This window comes from Dendronalium phyllosphericum CENA369 (assembly GCF_016056275.1).
Lineage (GTDB): Bacteria > Cyanobacteriota > Cyanobacteriia > Cyanobacteriales > Nostocaceae > Dendronalium > Dendronalium phyllosphericum.
On record NZ_JAECZA010000236.1, the window covers coordinates 12,676 to 37,786 of the forward strand.

General features: G+C 42.5%; 15 protein-coding genes and 1 pseudogene. 6 read left to right on the forward strand and 10 right to left on the reverse strand.

Features of this window, described 5'->3' with window-relative positions; translation table 11 throughout:
* Positions 1–28: 28 nt before the first annotated feature.
* The 10 genes from I8752_RS27570 to I8752_RS27615 form a co-directional block, all read right to left on the reverse strand.
* A complete protein-coding gene (locus I8752_RS27570) occupies positions 29–1,027 on the reverse strand; it encodes an aldo/keto reductase (protein WP_214435411.1) in 999 nt (332 codons plus the stop codon).
* Between the two features lie 62 nt (positions 1,028–1,089).
* Positions 1,090–1,731, reverse strand: coding sequence for a DsbA family protein (locus I8752_RS27575; protein ID WP_214435412.1), 642 nt, complete (start codon positions 1,729–1,731; stop codon positions 1,090–1,092).
* Between the two features lie 94 nt (positions 1,732–1,825).
* Positions 1,826–2,485, reverse strand: a complete 660-nt coding sequence (locus I8752_RS27580) for a carboxylesterase family protein (protein ID WP_214435413.1) — start codon at positions 2,483–2,485, stop codon at positions 1,826–1,828.
* Between the two features lie 52 nt (positions 2,486–2,537).
* Complete coding sequence (locus tag I8752_RS27585; protein WP_214435414.1) at positions 2,538–3,977, reverse strand: FAD-dependent oxidoreductase; 1,440 nt, start codon at positions 3,975–3,977, stop codon at positions 2,538–2,540.
* Positions 3,978–4,259: 282 nt separating this feature from the next.
* On the reverse strand, positions 4,260–5,486 hold the full coding sequence (locus I8752_RS27590) for an MFS transporter (RefSeq protein ID WP_214435415.1): 1,227 nt from the start codon (positions 5,484–5,486) through the stop codon (positions 4,260–4,262).
* Positions 5,487–5,629: 143 nt separating this feature from the next.
* Positions 5,630–6,598 (reverse strand): TauD/TfdA dioxygenase family protein, encoded by a 969-nt coding sequence (locus I8752_RS27595; protein WP_214435416.1) that lies wholly within the window; start codon positions 6,596–6,598, stop codon positions 5,630–5,632.
* Positions 6,599–6,925: 327 nt separating this feature from the next.
* Positions 6,926–7,195, reverse strand: coding sequence for a hypothetical protein (locus I8752_RS27600; protein ID WP_214435417.1), 270 nt, complete (start codon positions 7,193–7,195; stop codon positions 6,926–6,928).
* A 170-nt stretch (positions 7,196–7,365) separates the two neighbouring features.
* On the reverse strand, positions 7,366–8,214 hold the full coding sequence (locus I8752_RS27605; RefSeq protein ID WP_214435418.1) for a MetQ/NlpA family ABC transporter substrate-binding protein: 849 nt from the start codon (positions 8,212–8,214) through the stop codon (positions 7,366–7,368).
* 36 nt (positions 8,215–8,250) lie between these two features.
* Complete coding sequence (locus I8752_RS27610; RefSeq protein WP_214435419.1) at positions 8,251–8,907, reverse strand: methionine ABC transporter permease; 657 nt, start codon at positions 8,905–8,907, stop codon at positions 8,251–8,253.
* 83 nt (positions 8,908–8,990) lie between these two features.
* The gene (locus I8752_RS27615) at positions 8,991–10,229 is read right to left on the reverse strand and encodes an acyl-CoA dehydrogenase family protein (RefSeq protein WP_214435420.1); all 1,239 of its coding nucleotides are present in this window, start codon (positions 10,227–10,229) and stop codon (positions 8,991–8,993) included.
* Positions 10,230–11,912: 1,683 nt separating this feature from the next.
* Between I8752_RS27615 and I8752_RS27620 the strand changes: the two genes are divergently transcribed.
* The 6 genes and pseudogenes from I8752_RS27620 (at position 11,913) to I8752_RS27640 (ending at position 25,021) form a co-directional block, all read left to right on the forward strand.
* Complete coding sequence (locus I8752_RS27620; RefSeq protein WP_214435432.1) at positions 11,913–13,004, forward strand: isocitrate/isopropylmalate dehydrogenase family protein; 1,092 nt, start codon at positions 11,913–11,915, stop codon at positions 13,002–13,004.
* Positions 13,005–13,143: 139 nt separating this feature from the next.
* A pseudogene (locus I8752_RS38200) lies at positions 13,144–13,287 on the forward strand (3-isopropylmalate dehydratase); the annotation flags it as partial.
* 132 nt (positions 13,288–13,419) lie between these two features.
* A complete protein-coding gene (locus I8752_RS27625; protein ID WP_263986365.1) occupies positions 13,420–14,697 on the forward strand; it encodes a 3-isopropylmalate dehydratase large subunit in 1,278 nt (425 codons plus the stop codon).
* A gap of 20 nt (positions 14,698–14,717) precedes the next feature.
* Positions 14,718–21,272, forward strand: a complete 6,555-nt coding sequence (locus I8752_RS27630) for a non-ribosomal peptide synthetase (RefSeq protein ID WP_214435422.1) — start codon at positions 14,718–14,720, stop codon at positions 21,270–21,272.
* A gap of 103 nt (positions 21,273–21,375) precedes the next feature.
* A complete protein-coding gene (locus tag I8752_RS27635) occupies positions 21,376–24,585 on the forward strand; it encodes a non-ribosomal peptide synthetase (RefSeq protein ID WP_214435423.1) in 3,210 nt (1,069 codons plus the stop codon).
* A gap of 55 nt (positions 24,586–24,640) precedes the next feature.
* Entirely contained in the window at positions 24,641–25,021 is a 381-nt protein-coding gene (locus I8752_RS27640) for a nuclear transport factor 2 family protein (RefSeq protein ID WP_214435424.1), read from the forward strand.
* Positions 25,022–25,111 lie beyond the last annotated feature (90 nt).

The following is a 25,111-nucleotide window of genomic DNA, read 5'->3' on the forward strand; positions in this document are numbered from 1 at the left end:
AAGTTTTGGGGTTGGCAATTAATTGTTTCTAACGCAGAGAATCGCCTCTGCGGTACTCGGCAGTGATGTCGTCTAACTTGTGTTTCAAATTGTCGTCAAGTTTTACTTCCACTGCTTTGAGTGTGTCAGCAAGTTGTTCTGGGCGGCTAGCGCCAATTATGGGGGCAGTAATCACGGGATTAGCCAGCACCCAAGCCACTGCTAGGGTAGTGAGGGATAATCCGGCTAGATCGGCCACTGTGCGTAATTCCTCGACAGTATTAAACTCGCGATCGCGCCAATAACGTTCTTGATAACGTTCTGCTGCCGCACCCAAGGTAAAACGAGTGCCGGCGGTGGGGCCTTGAGCAAAATTGTGTTTACCAGTGAGCAAGCCACCCGCTAAGGGATTGTAGGGAATGACACCCAGTCCTTCTTCTTGCGCTAGAGGCAATAATTCTCGTTCGATTTCGCGGAATAACAGGTTATAGCGAGGTTGAATCGAAACAAAGCGAGTCAGATTTCGCACATCGGCACGACCCAAGGCGCGGGCAAGTCGGTATGCTAAAAAGTTGGAAACTCCGATATAACGTACCTTGCCAGCCCGCACTATTGTATCTAATGCTTCTAGTGTTTCATCAAGAGGGGTTGAGGCATCGTCAGAGTGCAATTGATAAAGGTCAACATAATCAGTTTCCAATCGTCTCAGGGAAGCATCGATCGCATCTAAGATATGTTTGCGTGAAGCACCACGATCCCAAGGTGCAGGGCCAACCTTGCCTACAGCCTTGGTAGCCAGGATAAAATGTTCCCGTTTGCCTTTCAGCCAGCGCCCAATAATTTCTTCGGTACGTCCGGCTGTAGAAATTCCGCCGCCCAACGGATAAACATCAGCTGTATCAAGAAAATTGATGCCAGCATCGGTAGCGGTGTCGAGGATTCGCCTTGAGGTTTCTTCGTCTGTCTGCAATCCGAAGGTCATAGTACCAAGAGCAAGGCGCGAAACAGTCAATCCAGTTTTACCGAGATTAGTTGTTGGTAATGTCATAGATTTGTAGTTGATTGAGAAATTATTAGATTGATTTTCCAGCGGAATGTAGGATCTAAAATTTAGATTGGGAGTATTGAGCGCACCTTTTCCACCAACCAATCAACACGGTCTTTCCCCCAGAAACGCTCACCTTCGATTACCCAAGTAGGTATACCCGGACAGCCTGCCTTGGTAAACAAATTCATTGAATGATTCAACATTTGAGTAATTTCCATGGTGAAAGCGCGATTTAAAATATGCTCACAATCCAAGCCAGAGGAAGATATACAGTGTTTAATAACTTCCTCTTCATTCACATCCATGCCATCTACCCAAGCGGCACGAAAGAGAGCTTGGTCTAACAATGATTCTTTCCCAGATCCAAGTGCTGCATAATAAGCGCGGGCTGGTAGTTCTTCACGATTTAACGGCGATGCAATCCATCTCTTGGCACGCTCTTGAAAGAGATCGCGAGCGATTAAATTGAGTTCTATCCCAAATTTCTCCGCCCAACGGATGCAATCTTCCCGATGATAAGATCCTTTCACAAGAGATTCTTTACTGCCTAATAGGTCTGCAACCATGATTCCCCGTTCTTTGGGAATACAAATTGGGCGACGCTGAACTATAACGGGTGTCCCAGATAAAGCGCGATTTAACAATGTGATGCCAATATACGCATTAGGTGAGTGATAGATTGTGTAGCTGTCAATTTCAATCATCGTGGAAACTTAACTAAAATGAACCATACAGCCGTAATCAAAAGGACTACAAGTTACACAATCTGCACTGTCGTCTAAATAGACCAAAAAATTTTTAAATCGCTACAGCAGTAGGGTGAAAACTTTGTGAAACCAGCCATTGTTGTAATTTCGGGTCACTGTAAACTTCATCGGCAATAAAATGATCGCCTTCAGGGAATACTGTAAAGTCTACTGTCCCCCCCAGTCCGCGCAAGGTAGCGACAATCTGCTCTGTATCCTCAATCGATAGTTTTTCGTCCTTTGCACCTTGGAATATCTGAATAGGAATTTCCTTGAGTGCAACTAGTTGGTTTGGTTCTAATGTTTTGGGTACACGACCAGATACCGCTACTAAACCAGCGAAGCGACCAGGATGGGAAGCGGCAAGATGCCAAGCTCCGGCAGTACCTAAGCTGAACCCAGATATGATGACACGGGAAGGATCTATGGATTGGGAGGCGATCAATTCATCTAGCAAAGCAATTACATCTGATTCTCGCTCTACCCAAGTCTGTCCTTCGGGAAGTTGGGGAGCTGTAAAGAAGTAAGGTAACGGGCTGGATTCATCTACAAAACGAGGTAAACCCCATTTCAGCAGTACATTCAAATCTGTGCCGCGATCGCGTGCCCCATGCAAAAATAACACCAGGGGCGCGGGTTGGTTAGCATCGGCTGAGACAGGCGAGAAAAGATAAGGCAAAGTGCTAGTGTTCAGACGGTGTTCGACGGTCATATTCTTGACTCCTTTGGGAACTGGGGATTGGGGACTAGGGATTGGGACAGACTCAGCTAACTGCTACGGTTGGCTGTTTCCATACTGCGGCTGCATATATTGAGGGATCGAAGTCTGGTGCAATCTTGTCGCTAGTGATACGAGCTTCGTGTATTGACCAGTCAGTGAAGAATAAATCGTGGCTGATGCGCGTTACTACTGCCGACACGTCGCGCCGAATACTAGGCACATCGCCAATAGGCAGACCAAAGCTCACGAAGCCAGCAGGATTAAAGATGTGGATGTCCTTCAGGTATGGCGCGCTACCAGAAACTTTCTCTTGGTATTCATGGGCGCTACCAAGATAAGGGTAATTACTGAGTTTTTCATCATGCTGGTTAACTGGTGGCTGATAGCGATCGCGCCAGAGTGCAATGTGATGGGCAAAGTCGGCTAGTTCCAGCCGCTTTGTCGGATCGACGAAGTAACCAGTACCAGCGATCGCAAAATCGAACTCGAAAACATCATCATTAACTTGAGCGACGATGCGATCGCCTTGGTATTTAGCGTCTTTCCACGGTGCGGATAAGTGCAGGTGGAAGTTGGAGAATGCGATTACCCGCTCAATTGCGTCGGTTGGTGGCGTGGAGCCAACCTGATTAAACCGCCAAGCTTGGAACCAGCGAGCCGCATCAGGTAGTTGCGGATAGTTGTAGTAAGCACCGGGATACCCACGCACGCGAAGCACTGGAAGTGAAGCGATCGCAGACCGTCGTGCGAACAGGTGTACTGCCTTCGCTCCTGATTCGAGTGCCACCCCTGCTGCATCAAAGGCTGAAGCCGCAGCACCCAGCACTGCTACAGTCTTGCCACGCAACCCACCAAAGTCGATTTCATCAGCCGTATGTGCATATAAACTGCGTGGCAGAGATGCCAGTACAGGCGGGATGTATGGGCCACCAGTGCCAGCTACACCGTTGGCGAAGATAATCTTGCGCGTGGTTTCCACCTGCGCGACACCGTTTACTTCCAGGTGCAGACGAAAGAAACCTTCAGCTGGCTCAATCCGCACTAGCTTCGTCTGATACCGCACGGGAATGTTTAGGAAATGCCGATACCAGCTCAGGTACTCAGCCCATACCACTCGTGGAATGCGGTCGAGCGTTGCGTAGGCCTCAACACCGTGCCGCGCCTCGTACCAAGCTTGAAATGATAGCGCTGGTATACCAAGTTCTGGCCCTGGCAGGTTTTTCGGTGTGCGTAGCTTTTTCATCCGCGCTCGCGTCAGCCACACGCCAGCATGGGCTTCGTCAAAAGCCTCGTCGATTACTGTCACGCGGCCAATACCGGCGCGCCGGAGGGCAAATGCGAAAGTACTGCCACTGCCACTACCACCTACTATCGTCACATTATGGTCAACACCTGGGCGATCGCTCACCCAGTTTTCCGGATCGGGGCCGAGTAAGCGCAACGCCTCGCGGGCGGCAAAATCGTGGTCAGTCGTTGTTGTCATGTCGCTTTCTTAGGATGAAGGGATTGGGAATAACTTCTCTACGAGACGCTTTGCGTAGCTTGCTTTCCCATAGAGATAAGCCAGGGAAAAGTAATGCTCGAAATTTAGTCCAGCGTCTATATATGAATCAGGGTGTCGCCATGCAGAGACATGATACCCAGTGGCTTGAATGAATGCACCTAAACATAGCCACTTATCTTGTACTCTGATATTTAGACTTCAATATATTTCAATTTCAAGAATTCACGCTTATTTAAATCTCTAAACTATAATCCGTAGATTTTAAGAACTATCTGCATTTAAATTCAATCGAACTAAGTCACGGAAGTTAGAAATTTGCTGCATAAAAATACCTGAACCTATAATACAAATACTTGCGCCAAAGATGACAGTATTTACAACACCGATACGGCTTGCTAGTGCGCCAGCTATCAAATTGCCCAAAGGAATTGCACCTGTAGATGACATAACGTAAAGACCTGTGATTTGTCCGCGATTTTCATCGTTGACTAACAACTGAAGTAAAGTACGTCCAGCGATTATCTGCAAAATAAAGCCAAAACCAGCTGCTAACAGTGACAGCAAAGAAAGCCAGAACACACGCGATAGCGCAAAAATAATGAGGCTCATGCCCATAAAACCTATACCTAATGCCAAAATTTTTCCTAATCCATGTACATTTTGATGCTTAGTTAAATAGATACCACCCGCTAAAGTTCCTAAGCTGGATGCTGTCATTAGAAAACCAAAAGTATTAGATTCACCCTGCAAAATCTCTTTGGCAAAAATCGGCCCCAATGCTAGGTAAAATCCCCAAACGCAGCAGACTAAACTTGAACCAATCAAGATAGAGCGAATTGGTAAAAAACCTATGGCATAGTTAAAACTAGTTTTCAATCCTTCTAGAGGTTGGCGTGTAGAAATGACAGCTTTTTTGTCATTAGTTTTTATTGCTAAAAGAGCAATAATTACAGCAACATAACTGATACTATCCAATAAAAAACATAGCCCCGATTCCCAGGCTGCAATTAATAAACCTGCGATCGCTGGCCCCACCATACTCGTCACACTTACAAGGGAAGAGTACAAGGCAAACGCATTACCAAGATTTTCTTTACCTACTGTTTGGGGTAAAAAAGCTTGCCGAGTTGGAATATCAAAGGCATTGATCGTCCCTAACAGTACACCCAAAAAAGTAATGTACCAGACGTTAATCGTACCACTCAAGGCTAACCACGTTAGAGCCAGAGACCGCAACATCCCTAAAATTTGGGCGACAAGCAGAATGCGGTGACGATTAGTGCGATCGGCAATAATTCCACCCAGAGGAATCAAAAGCAATGTGGGAATTTGGCTGGCAAAACCCACTACACCCAATAAGAAAGCGGAATCAGTCAGGCGATATACCAGCCAGCTAGTAGCTACCTGTGTCATTGAAGTACCAATTAGAGAAATGGCTTGACCTGTGTAGAACAAGCTAAAATTTCTAGAACTAAAAGCACGGAGCATGACTTATGGTTTTTGGGTGTCTGCATTTAATAATACGGTAAAACTCTAGGTTTACCGTATTATTAAATGTGATTACTTTGGGCGATCGCCTTAATTTGTCTTATATATATTGTTAGCCTTTGACTCAACTAGCACTTGATAACTCAATTGAGTGCTGGTTCTGCTAACACCTTCTCGGCTTTTTGCTTGAGGACAGTTGGTAATTCACCTGTTAAAGGTTCGCCTTCAACTATTTGGGAACGGAAATTATCAGGCCCGACTGGAATATCACCTGTGATGGTGGTGCGATAGAGTACGCGTTCAACTTCTATACGATCCAAATCTTGTGGGGCTAAATGCGAGGTAGCGCGGTTATCCCAGAAAGCGATATCACCATTGTTCCAACGGAAGCGAGTGATATAAGCAGGTTTGGTAATTTGGTTGAAAAACAACTCCAGCAGCAGTTCGCTCTCTTGTGGTGATACATCCAGAATGTGTGAGGTGAAGCCAGGATTCACGAACAATGCACGTTCGCCTGTTTCAGGATGAACGCGTACCACTGGGTGAATCGAAACCTGGGGATTGGCAGCAATGCGCTGGGCATATTTGCTATTGCTAGGTATCCGTAAACGTGCATTGAACCGATGCTCCGCTTTCAATCCATCCGCTAGGGTGCGTAGGGGTGCAGATAGACCTTCATAAGCTGCAACTAGATTAGTCCATTGTGTGTCGCCACCAAAGCTAGGGACGTTAACTGCTCGCAGAATTGAACCCGCAGGTGGGTTAACAACAGCAGTTACATCAGTATGCCAACGACTTTCATAGCTAGTACGGCGTAGACCGTTGCGGCGCTCGAAGCGGCTGCGATCGATTGGTAAGATTTGGGAAAAGCCTTCTATCGGCTCATCTTCGTGGGGATGCGCGTAGGTCACTTCACCAAAACGAGCCGTGAAAGCAATCTGTGCAGCATGATCTATGTTCTGATTGCGAAAGAAAATGACCTTCCACTTCAATAATGCTTGACGAATTTCGGCAACAGCTTCATCGTGCAGAGTATGCGAAAGATCCACGCCGCTGATTTCAGCACCAGTGAAACCAGAAGTCGGTTTAACTTCAATGTGCTTATAGCTCATGTTTATTCTCCAAAACTCGATTTATGGGTGAATGTTTGTACTTATCAGCTTCTGTACTAAAGAACACAATATCATGTTAAACTAACTATTAGTAAAACTAAGATTAAGTTTTGCAAACAAATGATAGTTGACTGTTAGTGCTTATGTTTTCAACTTCAATATTTTGCGTTGCTGCTAACTGACCAAGCCCCGTTGGGGCGGGGTGTGGGGGAAGAGATAGCCCTAAGCACCCTTGGGGCCCTGCCCTTAAGGGCAATTGTGTTGGTAGGGGTTTCAAGCCCCTACCAACACCGTCTCCACTACACCCTACACCCTACCCCCTACACCCTATTTCTGACGTTCTAGCTCACCTCGTTGACGTGCAATAGCAATAATCCCGCCTTTTTGATAACCCAAGTGATTCACATTGTTTTTCTCTGTAGTTTTGGTAGTAAGACTGTTTGAGGAGAAATCTGAGTTAGCTGCAACATTGGTCGCTATTTTTTGACTGCAACTAGAAGTTATTAAACCAAGAATCAAACTAGCAACTGCCAAGATTTTACTGGCAGAATATTTTTGTTTGTACGAAAACCGATGTTCTACGAAATAATTCACCACAATTGACTCCTTGATATCAAATTTTAGGAGTTTAAGCAGCTAAATTTATGATAGAAGGAGTTAATTACGAAAATTCGATAAACTTATCGTAGTTAATAAAAATTAAGAGTACCACCTTTTAATGTATTATCCAAATCAATATTTCTATGCATTGGTTTGAGCAACAGTCTCTAAAAAACGGGTATGAGTCTTCCTTTATATTCTTTATTGATAAAATCCTTGACATGAGGATGAACGAGAAGCTTATTTAATTTCTGAATCTTTGGTTCGTTTTCTCGACCTTGTAATGTAACTAATGCCAGAGCATATTTCTTATCCTTAGCTGTCTCTTCACCCATAGAATTAGGTTCTATCCCTGCGAGTGCAACAGTTTGTGCTGAAGATACAATGAAGTCTACATCATTAATAGCTCGGACAACTTGTACACCTTCTACTTCCTTAATTTGCAAGTTTTTCGGGTTAGCAGCAATATCTCTTTGAGTTATAAATTGTTTAGCGTTTTCTTTTAACTTAATTAGACCGTTAGCCGCTAATAACCTTAATCCTCGGTCATTATTGATAACATCATTAGCAATGGTTACAGTTGCGTTTTGGGGAATTTCGCTAATTGATTTTAAGTTTTTAGAGAAAAGACCAAGTGTATTTAAATAAACTGTATTCAATGCTACTAAATTTAAATTAAGTTCCTTAACAGCATTATTCATAAAAGGTCTGTGCTGAAAGAAATTAGCATCAATAACCTTATCTCTCAGGGCTGTATTAGGTTGTATCCAATCATTAAAAGTAACAATTTGAATTTCTAAATCTTCTTGTGCTGCTAGATGATTGTTTACAAATTTTAAAATATCTTGAGAGACGATACCAGTTACCCCAACTTTAATTATTTCTTTTTGTTCTTTCTGGCTAATTGTTTGCGTTTTATTAGGAGACTTTTGAGTAGATTGTTGGCTACAACTAGCAAAAACTAAAGAGGCACTAAGAGAACCTAAAGTTGTTAAGAAAAACCTGCGTGTATTCATTATTTAATCCAAAATCTAAAATCCTTCTATTTTTCCTTAGCGTTTTCGCATACGCTGGGCAATGAAATCACCTAAAAATTGAATAATTTGTACCAGTGCAATCAAAACCACAATGGTAGAAAACATAACTGCTACATCGAAGCGTTGGTAGCCGTATTGAATTGCTAAATTACCTAAACCACCGCCACCAACAGCCCCAGCCATCGCGGAGGAGTTAAGTAAACTCACAATCAGAATTGTTATCCCTAATACTAATGAAGGCAAAGCTTCCGGTATCAATACTTTGAGAACGATTTGCCAATAATTGCATCCCATTGCTTGGGCGGCTTCTATTAATCCCTTATCAACTTCTAAAATACTGGTTTCAGCGATGCGACCGAAAAATGGAATGGCGGCGAGAGTTAAAGGAACTAATGCGGCGGTGCTACCGATGGAAGTACCGACAATTAAGCGAGTAAGTGGTGTTAAAACGACAAGCAGAATAATAAAAGGAAACGATCGCCCAGTATTGACGATCGCACCTAACACTTTATGCAGTTGAGGAAAATCTAACAAGTTACTTGGGCCTGTCATCACCAGTAACAAGCCCAAAGGCAAGCCTAAAGCTATAGCGACCAATGCCGATATACTCACCATGTAAAAAGTTTCACCAGTGGCTTGCAGTAAGCTTTGGAGTAATTCTTGTCCTTGCATTTCTCAAAAAGGGTGTAGGGGTGTGAAGGTATGGGGTGTAGGGGAGAGTGTTGTTAATTCTTTACCTTACGCCCATATATCCCTCAAAAAAATCCTCTCTGTGGCAATGGTGTACCGTTAATCTCGTAGTCGCCGATCGCACGAGCTTTAAAATGATTTGGGTTGTGTGAGGATAAGGTACGAGCATTGCGCCAGTGGCGATCGAAGTTTGAGCTTTTTTTAGTTGTAGAAGCCCCACCAACTTCAAACAATAAGGTAGCCGAACGTAATGCCAAATCATCAACAATCAATTTGGCTTTGGCTGCACTCAAAGAAGTTGCCAGTGCTACAGCCGTTTCTGCTTCTTCTCCCTGGGCTTGGGCAGCAGGGAGGCGATCCAGACCATCAGCTGCTGCTAAAACAATTGCTTCGGCAGCAAAAGCATTGGCGGCAATTTGTCCGACAGTTTGTTGCAAAATAGGATCTTCTGTTGCTTGCTCGGATACGGCATGGTAGAAAGTCCGGGGTCTGTTACGGATGAGGGCTGTAGCATCACGCAGAATACTACGAATAATACCGGCGTTGATGGCAGTCAGGAATAATTGCGGGACGATGTTGTAAGGCAAGTCGTCTTTGTCTGTGTCTGTCTCAAAAATTACTTCATCTGCCTCTACACGGACATTCGTGAAGGTAGTCGTTCCCGTACCTGTGAGTCTTTGTCCGAAGCCGTCCCAATCGTCCACCAGTTCAAGACCCTCGTGGTTAGTAGGAATGAGTATATACGCTGTAGAGCCATCTGGCGCTAACACACGCACGAAAATCAAGTCTGCATAAAGGCTGCCAGTGCTGTAATATTTCCTTCCATTCAGACGATAGCCGTTGCCATCGGGTGTTAATTTTGTATTCACGACTTGGCGACCACCCGAACGCTTGGCTTCTAGCTCGGTGGAAGCGAGTCCAATAATTGCACCATCAGCAACGGCTTTGAGCCATCGGCGATTCCTTTGGGTGCGCTCAGAACGCAAAATTCGCTCCGTCACAGAGAAATGATTCCGCACAATGTGAGCCACATTCGGGTCAGCATCCCCTAAGCGAATAACGACCTCGAATAGTTCGCGCGCCGTGCTACCGCCACCACCTTCGGCTACGGGAATTCGCAATGCACCCAAACGAGAACGCCGGATTAATTCAACTACATCAAAAGGCAGGATGCGATCGCGATCGCGATCGCTAGCCCCCAAAGCAATAAAATCAAAAAGTTGCTGGAGTTCTGGTGAATTTGCTCTCACAGGAGCCGAAAATTGAATTGTCGTATCTGCAAGTTTCTCTGGACTTTTAATCATTAGTTTCTATCTCCAAATATCCTGTAAAAAATCTATGTTGGTGAGTGGTGAGGCAATTGCTATTTCTAGGTGACGCTACTTTGGCACTACAAAGTTGAAGAATGTTTTCAGCCTAGAGGCGATTACATCTGGTAACATATTCAAGCCACCGACTGTACTCGACAAAAACCATTCCTCTGTAAAGGTTTTAGATGTATTTAAGTTTTATAAAATACTAAAAATCTACCGAATTACCGTAGTTTAATAATCCCAAATTTTCCCCAAGTTGTCAATCTGTTTTTCTTGACGAAAATTCAATTCATCCCTTTATTATGCAACGCCGTCCTTACAGAATAGTCATATCAAACGATTTGGTGACTATTCGATTGACTTGGATACTTTACCGCAGACATTGGATGAGGTGGCGGTGTTCGTTTTCGTGTAACTGACTGCTGTAAGAAGAATTATTTACCTCCCCTTCGGGGCGGGAGTGGGGAGTAGGGAGTAGGGGAAGAAATTAGCCCCGAAAAAGGTTAAAGCCTCGCCCGCAAGTGGCGCGAAAAATCCTTGTATTGCACAAGATAGGTTGAAACCCCGCCCCTTGTGGGCGGCTTAGTTTCCCTACTCCCCAATCCCTACTCCCTACTCCCTTTTATAAAATTTTACAAAGTGTCCTGTTTTGTATGTACTTTCATGACCCCCGATCGCACTTAGTGAAAGATGCGTAGACGCTTTGCGGCTTGTCACAGACATCGCAGAAGGCTGGTATGATAATCCAATTGAACTGCTCATTAACTCCTGCAAGAGGGGCACAAAGGGTAAGAATACTGCTACAAACGATTCAGTGCTTGTTTGAGTTGGCGCGACGGCAGCGAGCGAATTGTACTGGCGATGTCGGGTGGGTCGTTTATACGCCCGATGAGGAGGCTGTTGAGTTGCGTAAGATGATGCGGCGGTTTTCAATACATTTGTTAAACAGATAAAGACTCAATTTAGGGATTTTAATGCTGGCCGATCAAAAATTAGCCAATTAATTAAATACCTTTTTATGGTTTTAACTATCTTAACTATCTTAACTGTCTTAAATATCTTAACTGTCTTCTTAACTGTCTTAACTGTCTTCTTAACTGTCTTAACTGCTATTGTATTTTCTTGGTAAATCTGAGATTATGTTTAATTAAAGTTCTAAACCAACTTTATATGAAGTTGCATAAAATAAAAAATAAAAACTTTGCTTGGTCATCATTCCAGGCTCTTACAATTGTATGCAGCTTCACAATTAGTATCAGCAGTTTAATATTAATAAAGTCAGTTATTAAAAGAATAATTTTGTATTAATTAAAGGAATACATAATATTATTTATAATAAATAATTGAACAAGAAATCCTATCATAGTAAATGATATAAATATAAGCGTAAAGAGGAATGCCCGTAATCTAGTCTAAGCAAATCTATTTAAATAAAAATAATGCTAATATTAAATCTTATATTATATATGTATCTTGAAAATCGGTCTTTTATCAGTATTCAAACTCTGTATTTTGGGCGACCAAAATAAGTGCATCGTTTTTAATTACTAAATTTTTATGGTCAATATAGATATATAAATTTAAATATAAATTATATTTTTATTCTTTATTAATGGAAGGAGTTTGTCCTTAAGAATTTTAGGATGTATGAATCCAATTAACAAGCACGAAAAAATGAAGTCCTTAAATAATCTGTCTTATCGCATTGTTGCTATTGCTGGGGAAGGAATTGGCCCAGAAGTTGTAAAAGCTTCTTTAAAAGTTTTGCAACTTGTTGTAAAACTTGAAGGATTTAGCTTGCAAGTAGACTATGGTTGGCTTGGTTCAACAGCCTTAGAAAAATTTGGCAGTTACTTTCCTCAAGCCACAATTGAGCTATGCAATGGTGCTAATGGAATTGTATTCGGTGCGGTTACTCAGGGTGGACTGTTAGAACTGCGAAAGCACTACGACTTTTTTTGCAATTTGCGTCCAATTCGGCTTGCGAACAGTTTGGTGCATAAATCTAGCCTCCGACCAGAAAAAATTCAAGGACTCGATATACTCATCGTTCGAGAACTAGTCAGTGGCATTTATTTTGGCCCTGCGGGAAGATCCGGTGATGAAAAGGGCGCTTATGGCTACCATACCATGCTCTATTACGATGAAGAGATTCGGCGGATAGCTCGTCAAGCCTTGCACAAAGCTCAACAGCGCCGGAGATTGCTGACTGTAGCTCACAAAGAAAATGCCTTACCTCATTTGCCTTGGACTCGTTTAGTGCAAGAAGAAGCTAAACAGTTTCCAGATGTTGTTGTCGAACCAATGCTAGTAGATAACTTAGCTATGCAAATGGTTCTAAATCCTCAGAGATTTGATGTCATTTTGGCAGGCAATATGTTTGGGGATATTCTTAGCGATATTGGTGGAGCGTTAGTTGGTTCGCTTGGCTTATTAGGATCGGCGAGTCTGAATGCTGATGGATTTGGACTATACGAAGCAGTTCACGGTACAGCCCCAGATATCGCGGGCAAAGGAATTGCTAATCCTTTGGGAACTCTGGAAGCTTGTGTTTTAATGCTCCAGCAGTGGGGAGAAGTAAGGGCTGCCCAAAGAATTATGGCAGCGCAAGAGCGAGTTTTAGCTAAAGGATATCGGACAGCTGATTTGTCTCCACAAGGAGCAGAAATTTTGGTCAATACTGAACAATTAATTGACCTTTTACTAGAAGAACTTGACAGCAAGCAACATTCGGAATTGGGGGTGTTATATGAGTCATTTAAATAGAGTTTTACACTTAGGAGATGATATCAATACCGATGATATTATTCCTGCTAATCGAGGAACAACAGACGATCCTGACTATTTAAAACAATACGCTTTAGAACATCTGATTGGAGTCGGGGAGTTACTGAAATATAATGCGATCGCAGCTGGAGAAAATTTTGGCTGTGGTTCGAGTCGAGAAATTGCTCCTGTTGCCCTGAAAGCCGCAGGAATTGAAAAGATTCAGGCGAAATCCTTTGCAGAAATTTTTTATCGCAATAGCATCAACATTGGACTGCCCCTAGAAATTTTGGGAGAAAAACAACAGAATCCTGTAGTATATGCGATCGCCCAAGCAGGTGGACTGATAACCTTTAATCAAATGCGTCGTCAGGGAAAAATCAGCATTCCTAAGAGCGTAACTCCCAAACGACCCATGACTTTAGTCGAAAAACTCTTAGCTCAAGCCTCCGGTAATACCTACGTCCGTCCAGGAGAAGTAGTTTTTGCCCAGGTCGATTTAGCTCTATCTCATGATGCCGTGGCTGCACCTGTAGCCAAGACATTTTATAAACACTATGGCGAAGATGCCAAGCTGTGGGATGCTCAACGGGTGGTTTTGGTAGCGGATCATTTTATCCAAGTCAATGATATCCGTGCTGACCAGAAAGCCAATCTTATGTATGAACAGATGGTTGAGTTTGCCAAAGACCAAGGCTGTCATTTGTTTGATATGGTCTCCCCAGGCGAAGCAGCAGGCATCTGTCACGTATTACTGCCAGAAAAAGGATTTGTCCGACCAGGAATGATAATTGCTGGTACAGATTCCCATACCTGTACCTACGGGGCATTAGGAGCCTTTTCCACAGGGGTCGGAACTACAGATATGGCGAATATCTATGCGATGGGAGATATGTGGATTCGCGTTCCACCAACAATAGTATTCGAGTTGTCTGGAACCCTACCTCCCTATATCAGTGCCAAAGATATTATCTTGTTTATTCTGGGGCAAATCGGCTGTGCTGGCGCTACCAGTAAAGTGATGGAGTTTCGCGGGTCAATTCTCGCACAACTGCCTTTTGATGAACGCTTGACGCTAGCCAATATGGCCGTTGAGTGTGGTGCTATCTGTGGCTTGATTGTGCCTGACGACACTACGCGAAATTATGTGAAAAGTCGCTCTGCACAGGAATTTACAGAAATTATTGCCGATTCTGATGCTGAATACGAAAAGGTGTATCAATTTGACCTGAGTAATCTAGAACCGCAAGTTGCCCGTCCGCCAAAACCAGATCGAGTAGTAGCGATTAGCGAGTTAGAAGAAGTTCCCATTACCAAAGCTTTTATTGGTTCTTGTACAGGCGGCAAACTCTACGATTTAGCTCAGGCTGCTGAAGTTTTGCAAGGTCGGCAACTGGCAGACGGCGTGAAATTGTTTATAGTCCCGGCAAGCATGGAAATCCGAGAACAAGCCCAAAAGTTAGGCTATCTCGATATTTTTGCCCAAGCCGGCGCACAAATTCTCAAGACAGGTTGCGGAGCTTGTATCAATTCTGGAATTGGAGTTTTGGACAAAGAAGAAACCGGGATTTATGCAACTAATCGTAATTTTAAAGGACGCAGTGGCGATCCTACAGGCAAAAACTATTTAGCCTCTCCAAGAACGGTGGCGATCTCAGCTGTCAAAGGCAAAATTAGCCACTCTCTTGATTAAAAATAAAGCTACTAATTTATATGAAAGAAATGGCGATCGACTCTACTCATGATATTCAGAATTTGTCTGCTTTAACCGAGCAGGAACGACACAAAATATTGATGGAATGGAATGATACAAAGGTAGATTATCCTAAACATTTGTGCATACATGAATTATTTGCAGCACAAGTGGAAAAAACTCCAGACAATATTGCTGTTGTCTTCGATGAACAGAAACTTACTTATCAAGAGTTGAATCGCCGAGCCAACAAAGTAGCTCATTATCTACAATCTCTGGGTGTAGGGAAAGAAGTTCTAGTAGGGATTTGTGTTGAGCGTTCCCTAGATGCGATCGCTGGGTTATTGGGAATTCTCAAGGCGGGTGGCGCGTATCTTCCATTAGATCCAACCTATCCCAAAGAACGTTTATCGTTCATGTTGTCAGATTCACAAGTGCAAGTGCTGTTAACTCAGCAGAAGTTTGTTGATGAATTTTCTGCAAGCGGGGTGAAGACAGTTTGTTTGGATAGTAATTGGGAATCAATTAACAGCAAAAGTCAAGAAAATCCCTCTAGCGATATGACGGCGGAAAATCTCGCTTATGTGATTTATACATCGGGGTCAACAGGAACGCCCAAAGGCGTGCTGATTCAACATCAAGGTGTATGCAATCTTGCCCAAGCACAAGTGAAATTGTTTGATGTAAAGCCACAAAGCCGTGTTCTTCAGTTTGCTTCTTTCAGCTTTGATGCTTCCGTTTGGGAAATTGTCATGGCTTTGGGTTCTGGAGCTAGTCTTTACATGGGAACTCAAGATTCCTTGCGCCCAGGAGCAGATTTAATAAAATTTTTGCGGGAGCATTCAATCGCTCACGTCACACTACCACCCACAGCACTAGCAGCTTTACCAGTAGAGGAATTGCCAAACTTACAAACTCTCATCGTTGCTGGAGAAGCTTGTAATCCTAAGCTGATAGCTCAATGGTCACAAGGGCGGCGTTTTTTTAATGCTTACGGGCCAACGGAATCAACAGTTTGTGCCACAGTTGCAGAATGTCATGCTAGGGATACTCAAGCAACCATTGGTAGAGCGATCGCTAATACCCAAGTTTATATCCTCGATAGCCATTTGCAACCCGTTCCTATTGGGACTCCTGGCGAATTATATATTGGTGGCGACGGCTTGGCCAGAGGCTATTTGAACCGTCCAGAGTTAACTAAAGAAAGATTTATCCCCAATCCGTTTATCAATTCAAAATTCAAAATTCAAAATTCAAAATTATATAAAACTGGAGATTTGGCGCGTTATTTACCAGACGGGAATATTGAATTTCTAGGACGAGTTGATAATCAAGTAAAGATTCGCGGCTTCCGCATTGAACTGGATGAAATCGAGAAGCTTTTAATTCAACACCCAGATGTCAAACAAGTAGCTGTAATTGCCCGTGAAGACATTCCTGGTGACAAACGGCTTGTTGCTTATATAGTCCTGAATCAAAAACCAGAAGCAATTATCGCTACCCTTAAACGCTTTCTGGAAGAAAAGCTGCCTAAATATATGGTTCCTGGGGTATTTGTGATTTTAGATTCTTTACCCCTGACTCCAAATGGTAAAGTAGATCGGCAAAATCTACCAAAGGGCGATCGCACCCGCCCCGACCTCGAAGAAACCTTTATCGCACCGCGTAACCCAATTGAAGAAAAACTAGCAAGCATCTGGGCTGAGTTACTGGGAATTGAGCCGATAGGAATCAATGACAATTTTTTCAATTTGGGCGGTCATTCCTTAATCGCAGCGCAAATGCTTTCCCGCATCCGCGATAGTTTTCAAGTCGAGTTATTCTTTCACCACATCTTCGCCAACCCCACCATAGCGGGTTTAGCTGCGCTGATTGAACAGCCCAACCACCTCCAGCAGCAATTACAACGTCCTGCAATCCAACCAGTTCCACGCTCAGAATACTTACCAGCTTCCTTCGCTCAAGAGCGAGTGCATTTCATTCAAGAAGTAGCACCGGAAGGTAGCGCCTATCAAGCTCAGGTAACTCTGCGATTCACCGGGCAACTTAATATTGCAGCATTAGAACAATGTCTTAGTGAGATTGTCCGACGACATGAAATCTTCCGCACGACTTTTCCCGCCGCAGATGGACGCTTATTTCAAGTAATCCATCCAGCCTGGCCAGTCAACTTAAAAGTGGTAGATGTCCAGACTGTTCCTGAGTCCGAGCAAGAAGCAGAAATTCAGCGTTTATTTGACGCAGAGGTGCAGAAGCCTTTTTACTTAGATAAACTGCCGTTAGTTAGGTGGTTATTGTTGAAGTTGAGCGACCAAGAACATCTGTTAATCCACATCGAACATCACATGGTTCATGATGGTTGGTCTTTCAACAATGTATTTTTGAATGAGTTTCTCGCACTTTATCAAGCCTTTTGTTTAAATAATCCTTCGCCATTACCAGAATTAACACTCCAATTTGCCGACTATGCCCATTGGCAGCGAGAGTGGGTGAAAAGCGAGGAAGCCCAAGCTCAGTTAGCTTTTTGGCAGCAAAAATTATCTGGCAGTCCGCCTCTGTTGGAATTACCCTACGATCGCCCCCGACCAGTAGAACAAACTTACAATGGCACTCAAATTAGGGTAGAGTTGCCTATTACTTTGTGCGAATCTTTGAGAGTTCTCAGCCGTCAAGAGCGAACTACTTTATTCATGACCACGCTGGCGGCTTTTTTAATAATATTACGCCGTTACACCGCACAAGACGATCTGTGTGTGGGTACAGCTGTTGCTAATCGGCGGATGCGCGAGACAGAACAATTAATTGGCATGATTGTCAATAATTTGGTATTACGCACCGATTTGTCTAGCGATCCTACGTTTAGGGAGTTATTAGAGCGAGTCCGCCAAGTCACGCTAGAAGCCTTTGCTAATGAAGATTTACCCTTCGATAAGGTCGTGGAAGTTCTCAAGCCAATCCGGAACTTAAGTTATAATCCCCTATTTCAAGTGATGTTTAGCTTCCATGATTCTCCCCGGCCTGACTTAACTCTCCCAGGTTTGAAGATCGCAACAAATGTAGCCCTCAGCAACAAATCAACAAAGTTTGATTTAGATGTCGTTTTAATTCCGCAATATGGCGAAGGGAAAGGAATTACAGCGATTTGGGAATATAACACCGATTTATTCGACGCTGCCACAATCCAGCAAATGGTAGAGCAGTATCAAAATTTACTAGAAAAGATTGTTGTTAACCCAGAGCAGCAAATTTCCGTTCTACCACTGCTAACCCAGTCTCAGCAGCAATTATTGATGGAGTGGAATCAGACTCACAAAGAGTATTCCACTAATGAATGTATCCATAAGTTGTTTGAGGCTCAGGTAGAGTTAACGCCGGATGCTGTAGCTGTAGAGCAGGATGGTAAAAAATTAACTTACCGTGAATTGAGCGATCGCGCCAACAAAATCGCCCACTATCTACAAAGTTTGGGAGTCAAGCCAGAAACCCTAGTTGGTATCTGCGTTGAGCGTTCCCTAGACGCGATCGCTGGCTTACTCGGCATTCTCAAAGCTGGTGGTGCTTACGTTCCCCTTGACCCTGCTTATCCCCAAGAGCGAATCGCGGAAATTATCACAGATACGCAACTCGGCTTTTTGCTGACGCAAGATAAATTCCAAGAAAAATTGCTAGGTTATACCGGAAAAACAATTTGTTTAGATACCGATTGGAAATTAATCGCGCCACAAAGTACAGCCAACCCAATTAGCGAAGTTCAACTAAATAACCTGGCTTACATTATCTACACCTCTGGTTCTACAGGTAAACCCAAGGGTGTAACAATCGAACATCGCTCATTGATGAATTTTGTCATCACTGCCATTAATGAATATGGCATCAAAGCCAGCGATAAAGTTCTGCAATTTGCATCTATTTGCTTTGATACATCAATAGAAGAAATCTTTCCTTGTTTGTGCGTCGGTGCAACCTTAGTTTTACGCACTGAAGAAATACTCAACTCCAGCGAGGATTTTTGGCGGTATTGCCAAAAATGGCAGTTAACTGTTTTGGATTTGCCGACAGCATACTGGCATCAGTTAGTAACAGAACTTAAGCCTCAAGATTCTCGCATTTTTGAAGGTTTGAGAACTGTAATTATTGGTGGTGAAGCAGTTCAAGTAGAAAAAGTGCAGCATTGGCACAGTAGTGTTGCTCATCTTTCCCCAGTACCGCAATTATTCAATACTTACGGGCCGACAGAGGCAACGGTTATCACCACATTAGAACGCTTAACCCCAGAAGCCACCTCTGTTAGTATTGGACGACCCATTAGCAATGCTCAGGTGTATGTTTTAGATCGATATCACCAACCTGTACCGATAGGGGTTCCGGGAGAACTGCATATTGGTGGAACAGGATTAGCTAGAGGATATTGGCAACGTCCTGAGTTAACAAACGAAAAATTTATTGAGAAGGTAGGAGGGAGCGGTTCAGCTTCGCTCACCGACCAGAGGCAGGAGGCAGAAGGCAGTAAACTTTACAAAACTGGGGATTTAGTAAGGTTTCGTGTCGATGGCTGTCTAGAATATCTCGGACGAGTTGACAATCAGGTGAAGATTCGCGGTTTCCGCATTGAATTGGGCGAAATTGAAGCGGTATTGAGACAACACCCACAAGTATTGCAAGCTGTTGTCATTGCTCATGAAGACACCCCCGGACAAAAGCGGCTTGTGGCTTACGTTGTAACTCAAAAACCGCAACCAACCACTAATGAATTACGCGATTTCCTCAAGCAGAAGCTACCTCATTACATGGTTCCGGCTGCGTTCGTGGTGCTGGAAAGCATACCGATGACTTCCAACCAAAAGGTAGACTACCGCGCTCTACCTATACCCGATTTTTCTCGCAGTGCAGAAGATAAATTTATTGCACCTCGCACGCTGATAGAAGAGAAATTAGTGGCGATTTGGTCGGAAGTTTTAAGAATCGAAAATGTTGGCATCCACGATAACTTCTTTGAACTGGGTGGAGATTCCATTCTCAGCATTCAGTTAATTTCCAAAGCTAACCAAGCAGGTATTCAAATTGCTGCAAAACAGCTATTTAAGTATCAAACCATTGCTGAGTTAGCGACTGTAGCAGGTATCACTCGCCAAATCAACGCCGAACAAGGCTTAGTAACTGGTGCTGTAGCGTTGACACCGATTCAACATTGGTTCTTCGAGCAGAAATTATCCGAACAGCATTACTTTAACCAGTCTGCACTGCTAGAAGTGCCGTCAGATTTGCAACCTGAACTATTGCAGCAAATAATTCAGCAATTGTTAGCGCATCATGATGCTTTGCGTCTGCGGTTTGTGCAGGAAGGGGAAAACTGGGAGCAAATTAACGCCGCGACACAGCAATCTGTACCATTGAGCGTCTTTGATTTATCGCACCTTTCGCCAGCAGAACAGCAAAAAGCGATCGCCACTAAAGATGTTGAACTCCAGGCTAGTTTGGATTTGGCTACAGGAGCGATCGCACGAGTCGCATTATTTCAATTAGGCAAGAATCAACCAAGTTGTTTACTCTTCATCATCCATCACTTAGCAGTCGATGGCGTTTCTTGGCGGATTTTGCTGGAAGACTTAGCTACTGCTTACCAACAAATTAGTCGGGGCGACGCTATTAAATTACCAGCGAAAACAACCTCTTGGCAATATTGGAGCGATCGCTTAACAGAATATGCCCAAACACAAGCCGTCAAACAGTTGGATTACTGGCTGAGTCAATCTAGCCTTCAAGTTAGAGACTTACCTGTAGACTATCCTTCTGGAAAAGAAAACAACACTGTAGCCTCAACTGCGTCTGTGACACTTGCTTTAAACGAAGAACAGACACGCGCCCTTTTACAAGATGTACCCTCTGCTTACAACACTCAAATTAATGATGTGTTATTAACTGCCCTAGTACAAAGCTTTACTCAGTGGACAGGCGAAAGTTCTTTATTAATTGATTTGGAAGGACATGGAAGAGAAGACTTATTTGACGATGTAGACTTGTCCCGTACTGTCGGTTGGTTTACTACGTTGTTCCCCGTTGGCTTACAGTTAGGAGAAATTGAGCATCCCGGAGAAGCTTTAAAGTCAATCAAAGAACAACTGCGGCGCATTCCTAACCGAGGAATTGGTTATGGTGTATTGCGATATTTGCACCAAAACAGCACAATTCGGGAAAAATTACACTCTCTACCCACAGCACAAGTTAGTTTTAATTACCTGGGACAATTCGATCGAGTGCTGAAAGCATCTGAAGTTTTAGGTTTGGCTAAAGAATTCAAATCCGAACAAAGCTTACTTAATCAACGCAGCCACCTGTTCGGAATAAGCGGCTTTATTCGTGGAGGAAAACTCGAAATGACTTGGGCTTATAGCGAGAAAATTCACAAGCAAGACACCATTGAACGGTTAGCTTCAGGATTTATAGAAGCACTAAAAAACCTAATTGCTCACTGTCAATCAAAAGATTCTCAAAGCTATACCCCATCTGATTTTTCAGCAGCAAAACTCAATCAAAAACAGCTTGATAAATTCCTAGCCAAACTCAACAAAAAGTAGTCATTAGTCCATAGTCAAAAGTTATTTTCCTCTGCTCCCTCATCTCCCTCATCTCCCCCCACTCCCCAGTCCCTAGTCACCAGTCCCCAATTCATAGGTAATTATGCAGAATATCGAAGACCTTTATGAACTTTCACCGATGCAACAAGGGATGTTGTTTCATACTCTTTATGCACCAGAATCGGAAGTTTATTTTGAGCAGTTACTTTGCATTCTCTCTGGGGAATTGAATTTTTCTGCTTTCCAAAAAGCTTGGGAACAGGTCGTGGCGCGACACTCAGTTTTACGCAGTTCTTTTTATTGGGAGGAGATAGAAAAACCCTTGCAAATGGTGAGTAAGCAAGTGGATCTTCCTTGGGTGCAAATGGACTGGCGACATTTAACGCCTCATGAACAACAAAAACATTTAGAGGAGTTTTTGTCAAGCGATCGCCAAAAGAAATTTGATTTGGCTCAAGCACCTCTAATGCGCTTTACCATCATTCAGCTAACAGAGCATAAATACCAATTTATTTGGAGTCATCATCATATTCTCTTTGATGGCTGGTCAATGCAGATTGTCCTCAAAGAAGTTTTGGCTTTTTATGAAGCAAATCAGCGAGGCGAAAATTTACCCCTCCGAGGAGTTCGCCCCTATCGAGAATATATTGAATGGTTACAGCAACAAAATATTGAGCAAGCAAAGGACTTTTGGCAAAAAACTCTTCAGGGGTTTGAAACTCCGACTTTATTGGGAGGGAACAGAGGGAACCAAACATATCATGAGCAACGTTTTCAATTATCTCAAACGGTAACTGAAAAATTGCAATCTACTGCGCGACAGCACCATTTAACTTTGAATAATTTGGTGCAGGGAGCATGGGCTATATTAATTTCTCGTTACAGTGGGGAAAGCGATGTAGTCTTTGGCGCAACTGTATCTGGTCGTCCACCACAGCTTGAGCAAGTAGAGTCAATGGTGGGACTATTAATTAATACTCTCCCCATCCGGGCAAAAGTTACAGCCAAGACAGAATTATTCCCCTGGCTTCAGCAATTACAAACCCAAGTATTAGAACAACAACAATATGCTTATTCTTCTCTTGCAGAAATTCAAAAATTAAGTGAGATACCGACCGGATTGCAACTTTTTGAAAGTATTTTAATATTTGAAAATTATCCTTTGGATTCTGTTAAACCAGAAAATAACAAAACTTTAGAAATTAGTCATATTAGTTGTTTTGAGCGCACGAATTATCCTATCACAGTAGTAATTAATCCTGGTTCGCAATTAGCTGGCAGGATTGTTTATGATACTAGCTGCTTTGATGAACAAACAATTACTCGCATGATTGGGCATTTCCAAACATTACTAGTAGGGATGGGAGATAATTTACAACAATATATTTCTCAATTATCTTTACTTAGTGCAGATGAAGAAAAAGAATTAATTTTACTAGAAAATCATCAACCAAAGAATTCATTCAATTATAAATGTATTCATATTTTATTTGAAGAACAAGTAGAAAAAAGTCCCGATGCCATAGCGGTTGTATATCAACAACAACATTTAACTTATCGGGAATTAAATAACCGTGCCAATCAATTAGCTCATTATTTAAAATCGCTAGGCGTTAAACCAGAAATTCGGGTAGGAATTTGTGTTGAGCGTTCCTTAGAAATGGTAATCGGAATACTCGCTATTATCAAAGCGGGAGGGGCTTACGTTCCTCTAGATCCAGCTTATCCTGCCGAAAGGTTGGCGTTCATGTTGGAAGATGTACAAGCACCTATATTATTAACACAAACTCATTTACAAAATAAACTACCAATTAATAATCAAACTGTGGTGAATCTTGACTCAGCTTGGGAAATTATTACCCAACACAGACAAGATAATTTAACTAGTGAAGTTAATCCAGACAATTTAGCTTATATCACTTACACATCCGGCTCAACAGGAATACCAAAAGGAACAGAGGTTCCTCATCGTAGCTTTATAGGTTTTATGTTTGGGGTGGATTATATTCACCTAGATCAAAACCAGATTTGGCTACAACATTCATCTATTTCTTGGGATGGACTCACCTTAGAACTTTGGCCCCCTTTGCTTTATGGTGGACGTTGTGTACTTTATCCAGAAAAAATTCCTACACCTGAAGGTTTAAGCCAGATTATTCAAGAGCAAAAAGTTAATACCCTGTGGCTTACTTCCACCTTATTCAATTTGATAATTGACACAAAATCTTCAGGATTGTTAGGTGTTAAACAACTGCTGATTGGGGGAGAATCTCTTTCTATAGATTGTGTTCGTCGTGCTGGGGAAATATTGCCAGAAACGCAAATAATCAATGGTTACGGCCCATCGGAATGTACAGTATTTACCTGTTGTTATCAGATTCCTCAACAACTTGCGGAAAATGTCAACTCCGTTCCCATTGGTAAACCCATTGGCGATCGCACAGTTTACATACTAAATGAGAATTTAAACAGAGTGCCAATTGGTGTTACTGGTGAACTTTATGTAGGTGGTGCAAGTGTTGCTAGAGGTTATTTAAATCAACCAAAATTAACGAGTGAAAAATTTATTTTTAATCCTTTTATTGAAGGAGATATCCTTTACCAAACAGGAGATTTAGTCTGCCGTCTACCTGATGGAAATTTAGAATTCATCGGTCGAATTGATACACAAGCAAAAATTCGTGGTTTTCGCATCGAATTAGCAGAAATTGAGGCGATTTTAGTTCAACACCCTGACATCAAGCAAGTTGTAGTTATGGCGCGGGAAGATGAACCAAGAAATAAATTATTAGTAGCCTATTTGGTAGCAACGAATAATTCACCAACTCCTAGCATTTTACGAAGCTTACTCAAGGCAAAGCTACCAGATTATATGATTCCTGCCGCTTTCATATTTCTTGATAAATTCCCTCTCACTCATAATGGCAAAATCAATCGCCGCGCTTTGCCTGCTCCTGATACTTATCAAAGAGATATAGGGGTTGATTTTGTTGCTCCTCGCACATCAATTGAACAAGAATTAGCCACTATTTGGATTGAAGTTCTTAAATTAAAACAAGTGGGAATTTACGATAATTTTTTGGAATTAGGAGGACATTCTTTACTAGCTACTCAAGTCATTTCTCGATTGCGAGAAGCCTTTTGTCTAGATTTTCCTCTGCGTTATTTGTTTGAAAATCCCACCATTGTAGAACTCGCCCAAAAAGTAATCGCTCAAAAAGTTGAGCAAGCAGAAAACGATACACTAGCACAGATTTTAAGCGAAGTTGATAGGCTATCAGAGGAAGAAGTGACACAACAATTACTATTTTGATAATTAGATTTAGCCATTTGATGGTACTAAGTACAAAATTCTAGGAGCTAAAAAGATGTCAAAAGCTATTGCTTTATCAAATATTGCTACCAAAAAGGAATTAATTGTTACTTTATTTTGTGCTGTTGATTCATCTGATTGGAATTTACTAGCGAAGTGCTTTGACAAAAATATTATCTATGAACGTCCAGGTTATCAACCTTTTATTGGACTTGATAAACTCCTCAAGTTTTATCAGTATGAGAGAATTATTGCCTCTGGCCAACATCACCTTGAACATATTGTGATTGACAAGAATCATGGTGCTTGCTGGGGACAGTTTATTGGTATACATAAAAATGGCTCCCAAATTAGTGAGCGTTTCGCTGATGTGTATTCATTTGATAATGACATGTTCAAAACTCGACGCAGCTACTTTTTTAAACCAGGGGTGTAAATTACATCGATTAAAAAAAGCTAATTTTCAACAAAAATATTATGAATAGTTATCAGAGGAAGAGATAACGCAGCAATTACTGTTTTGATA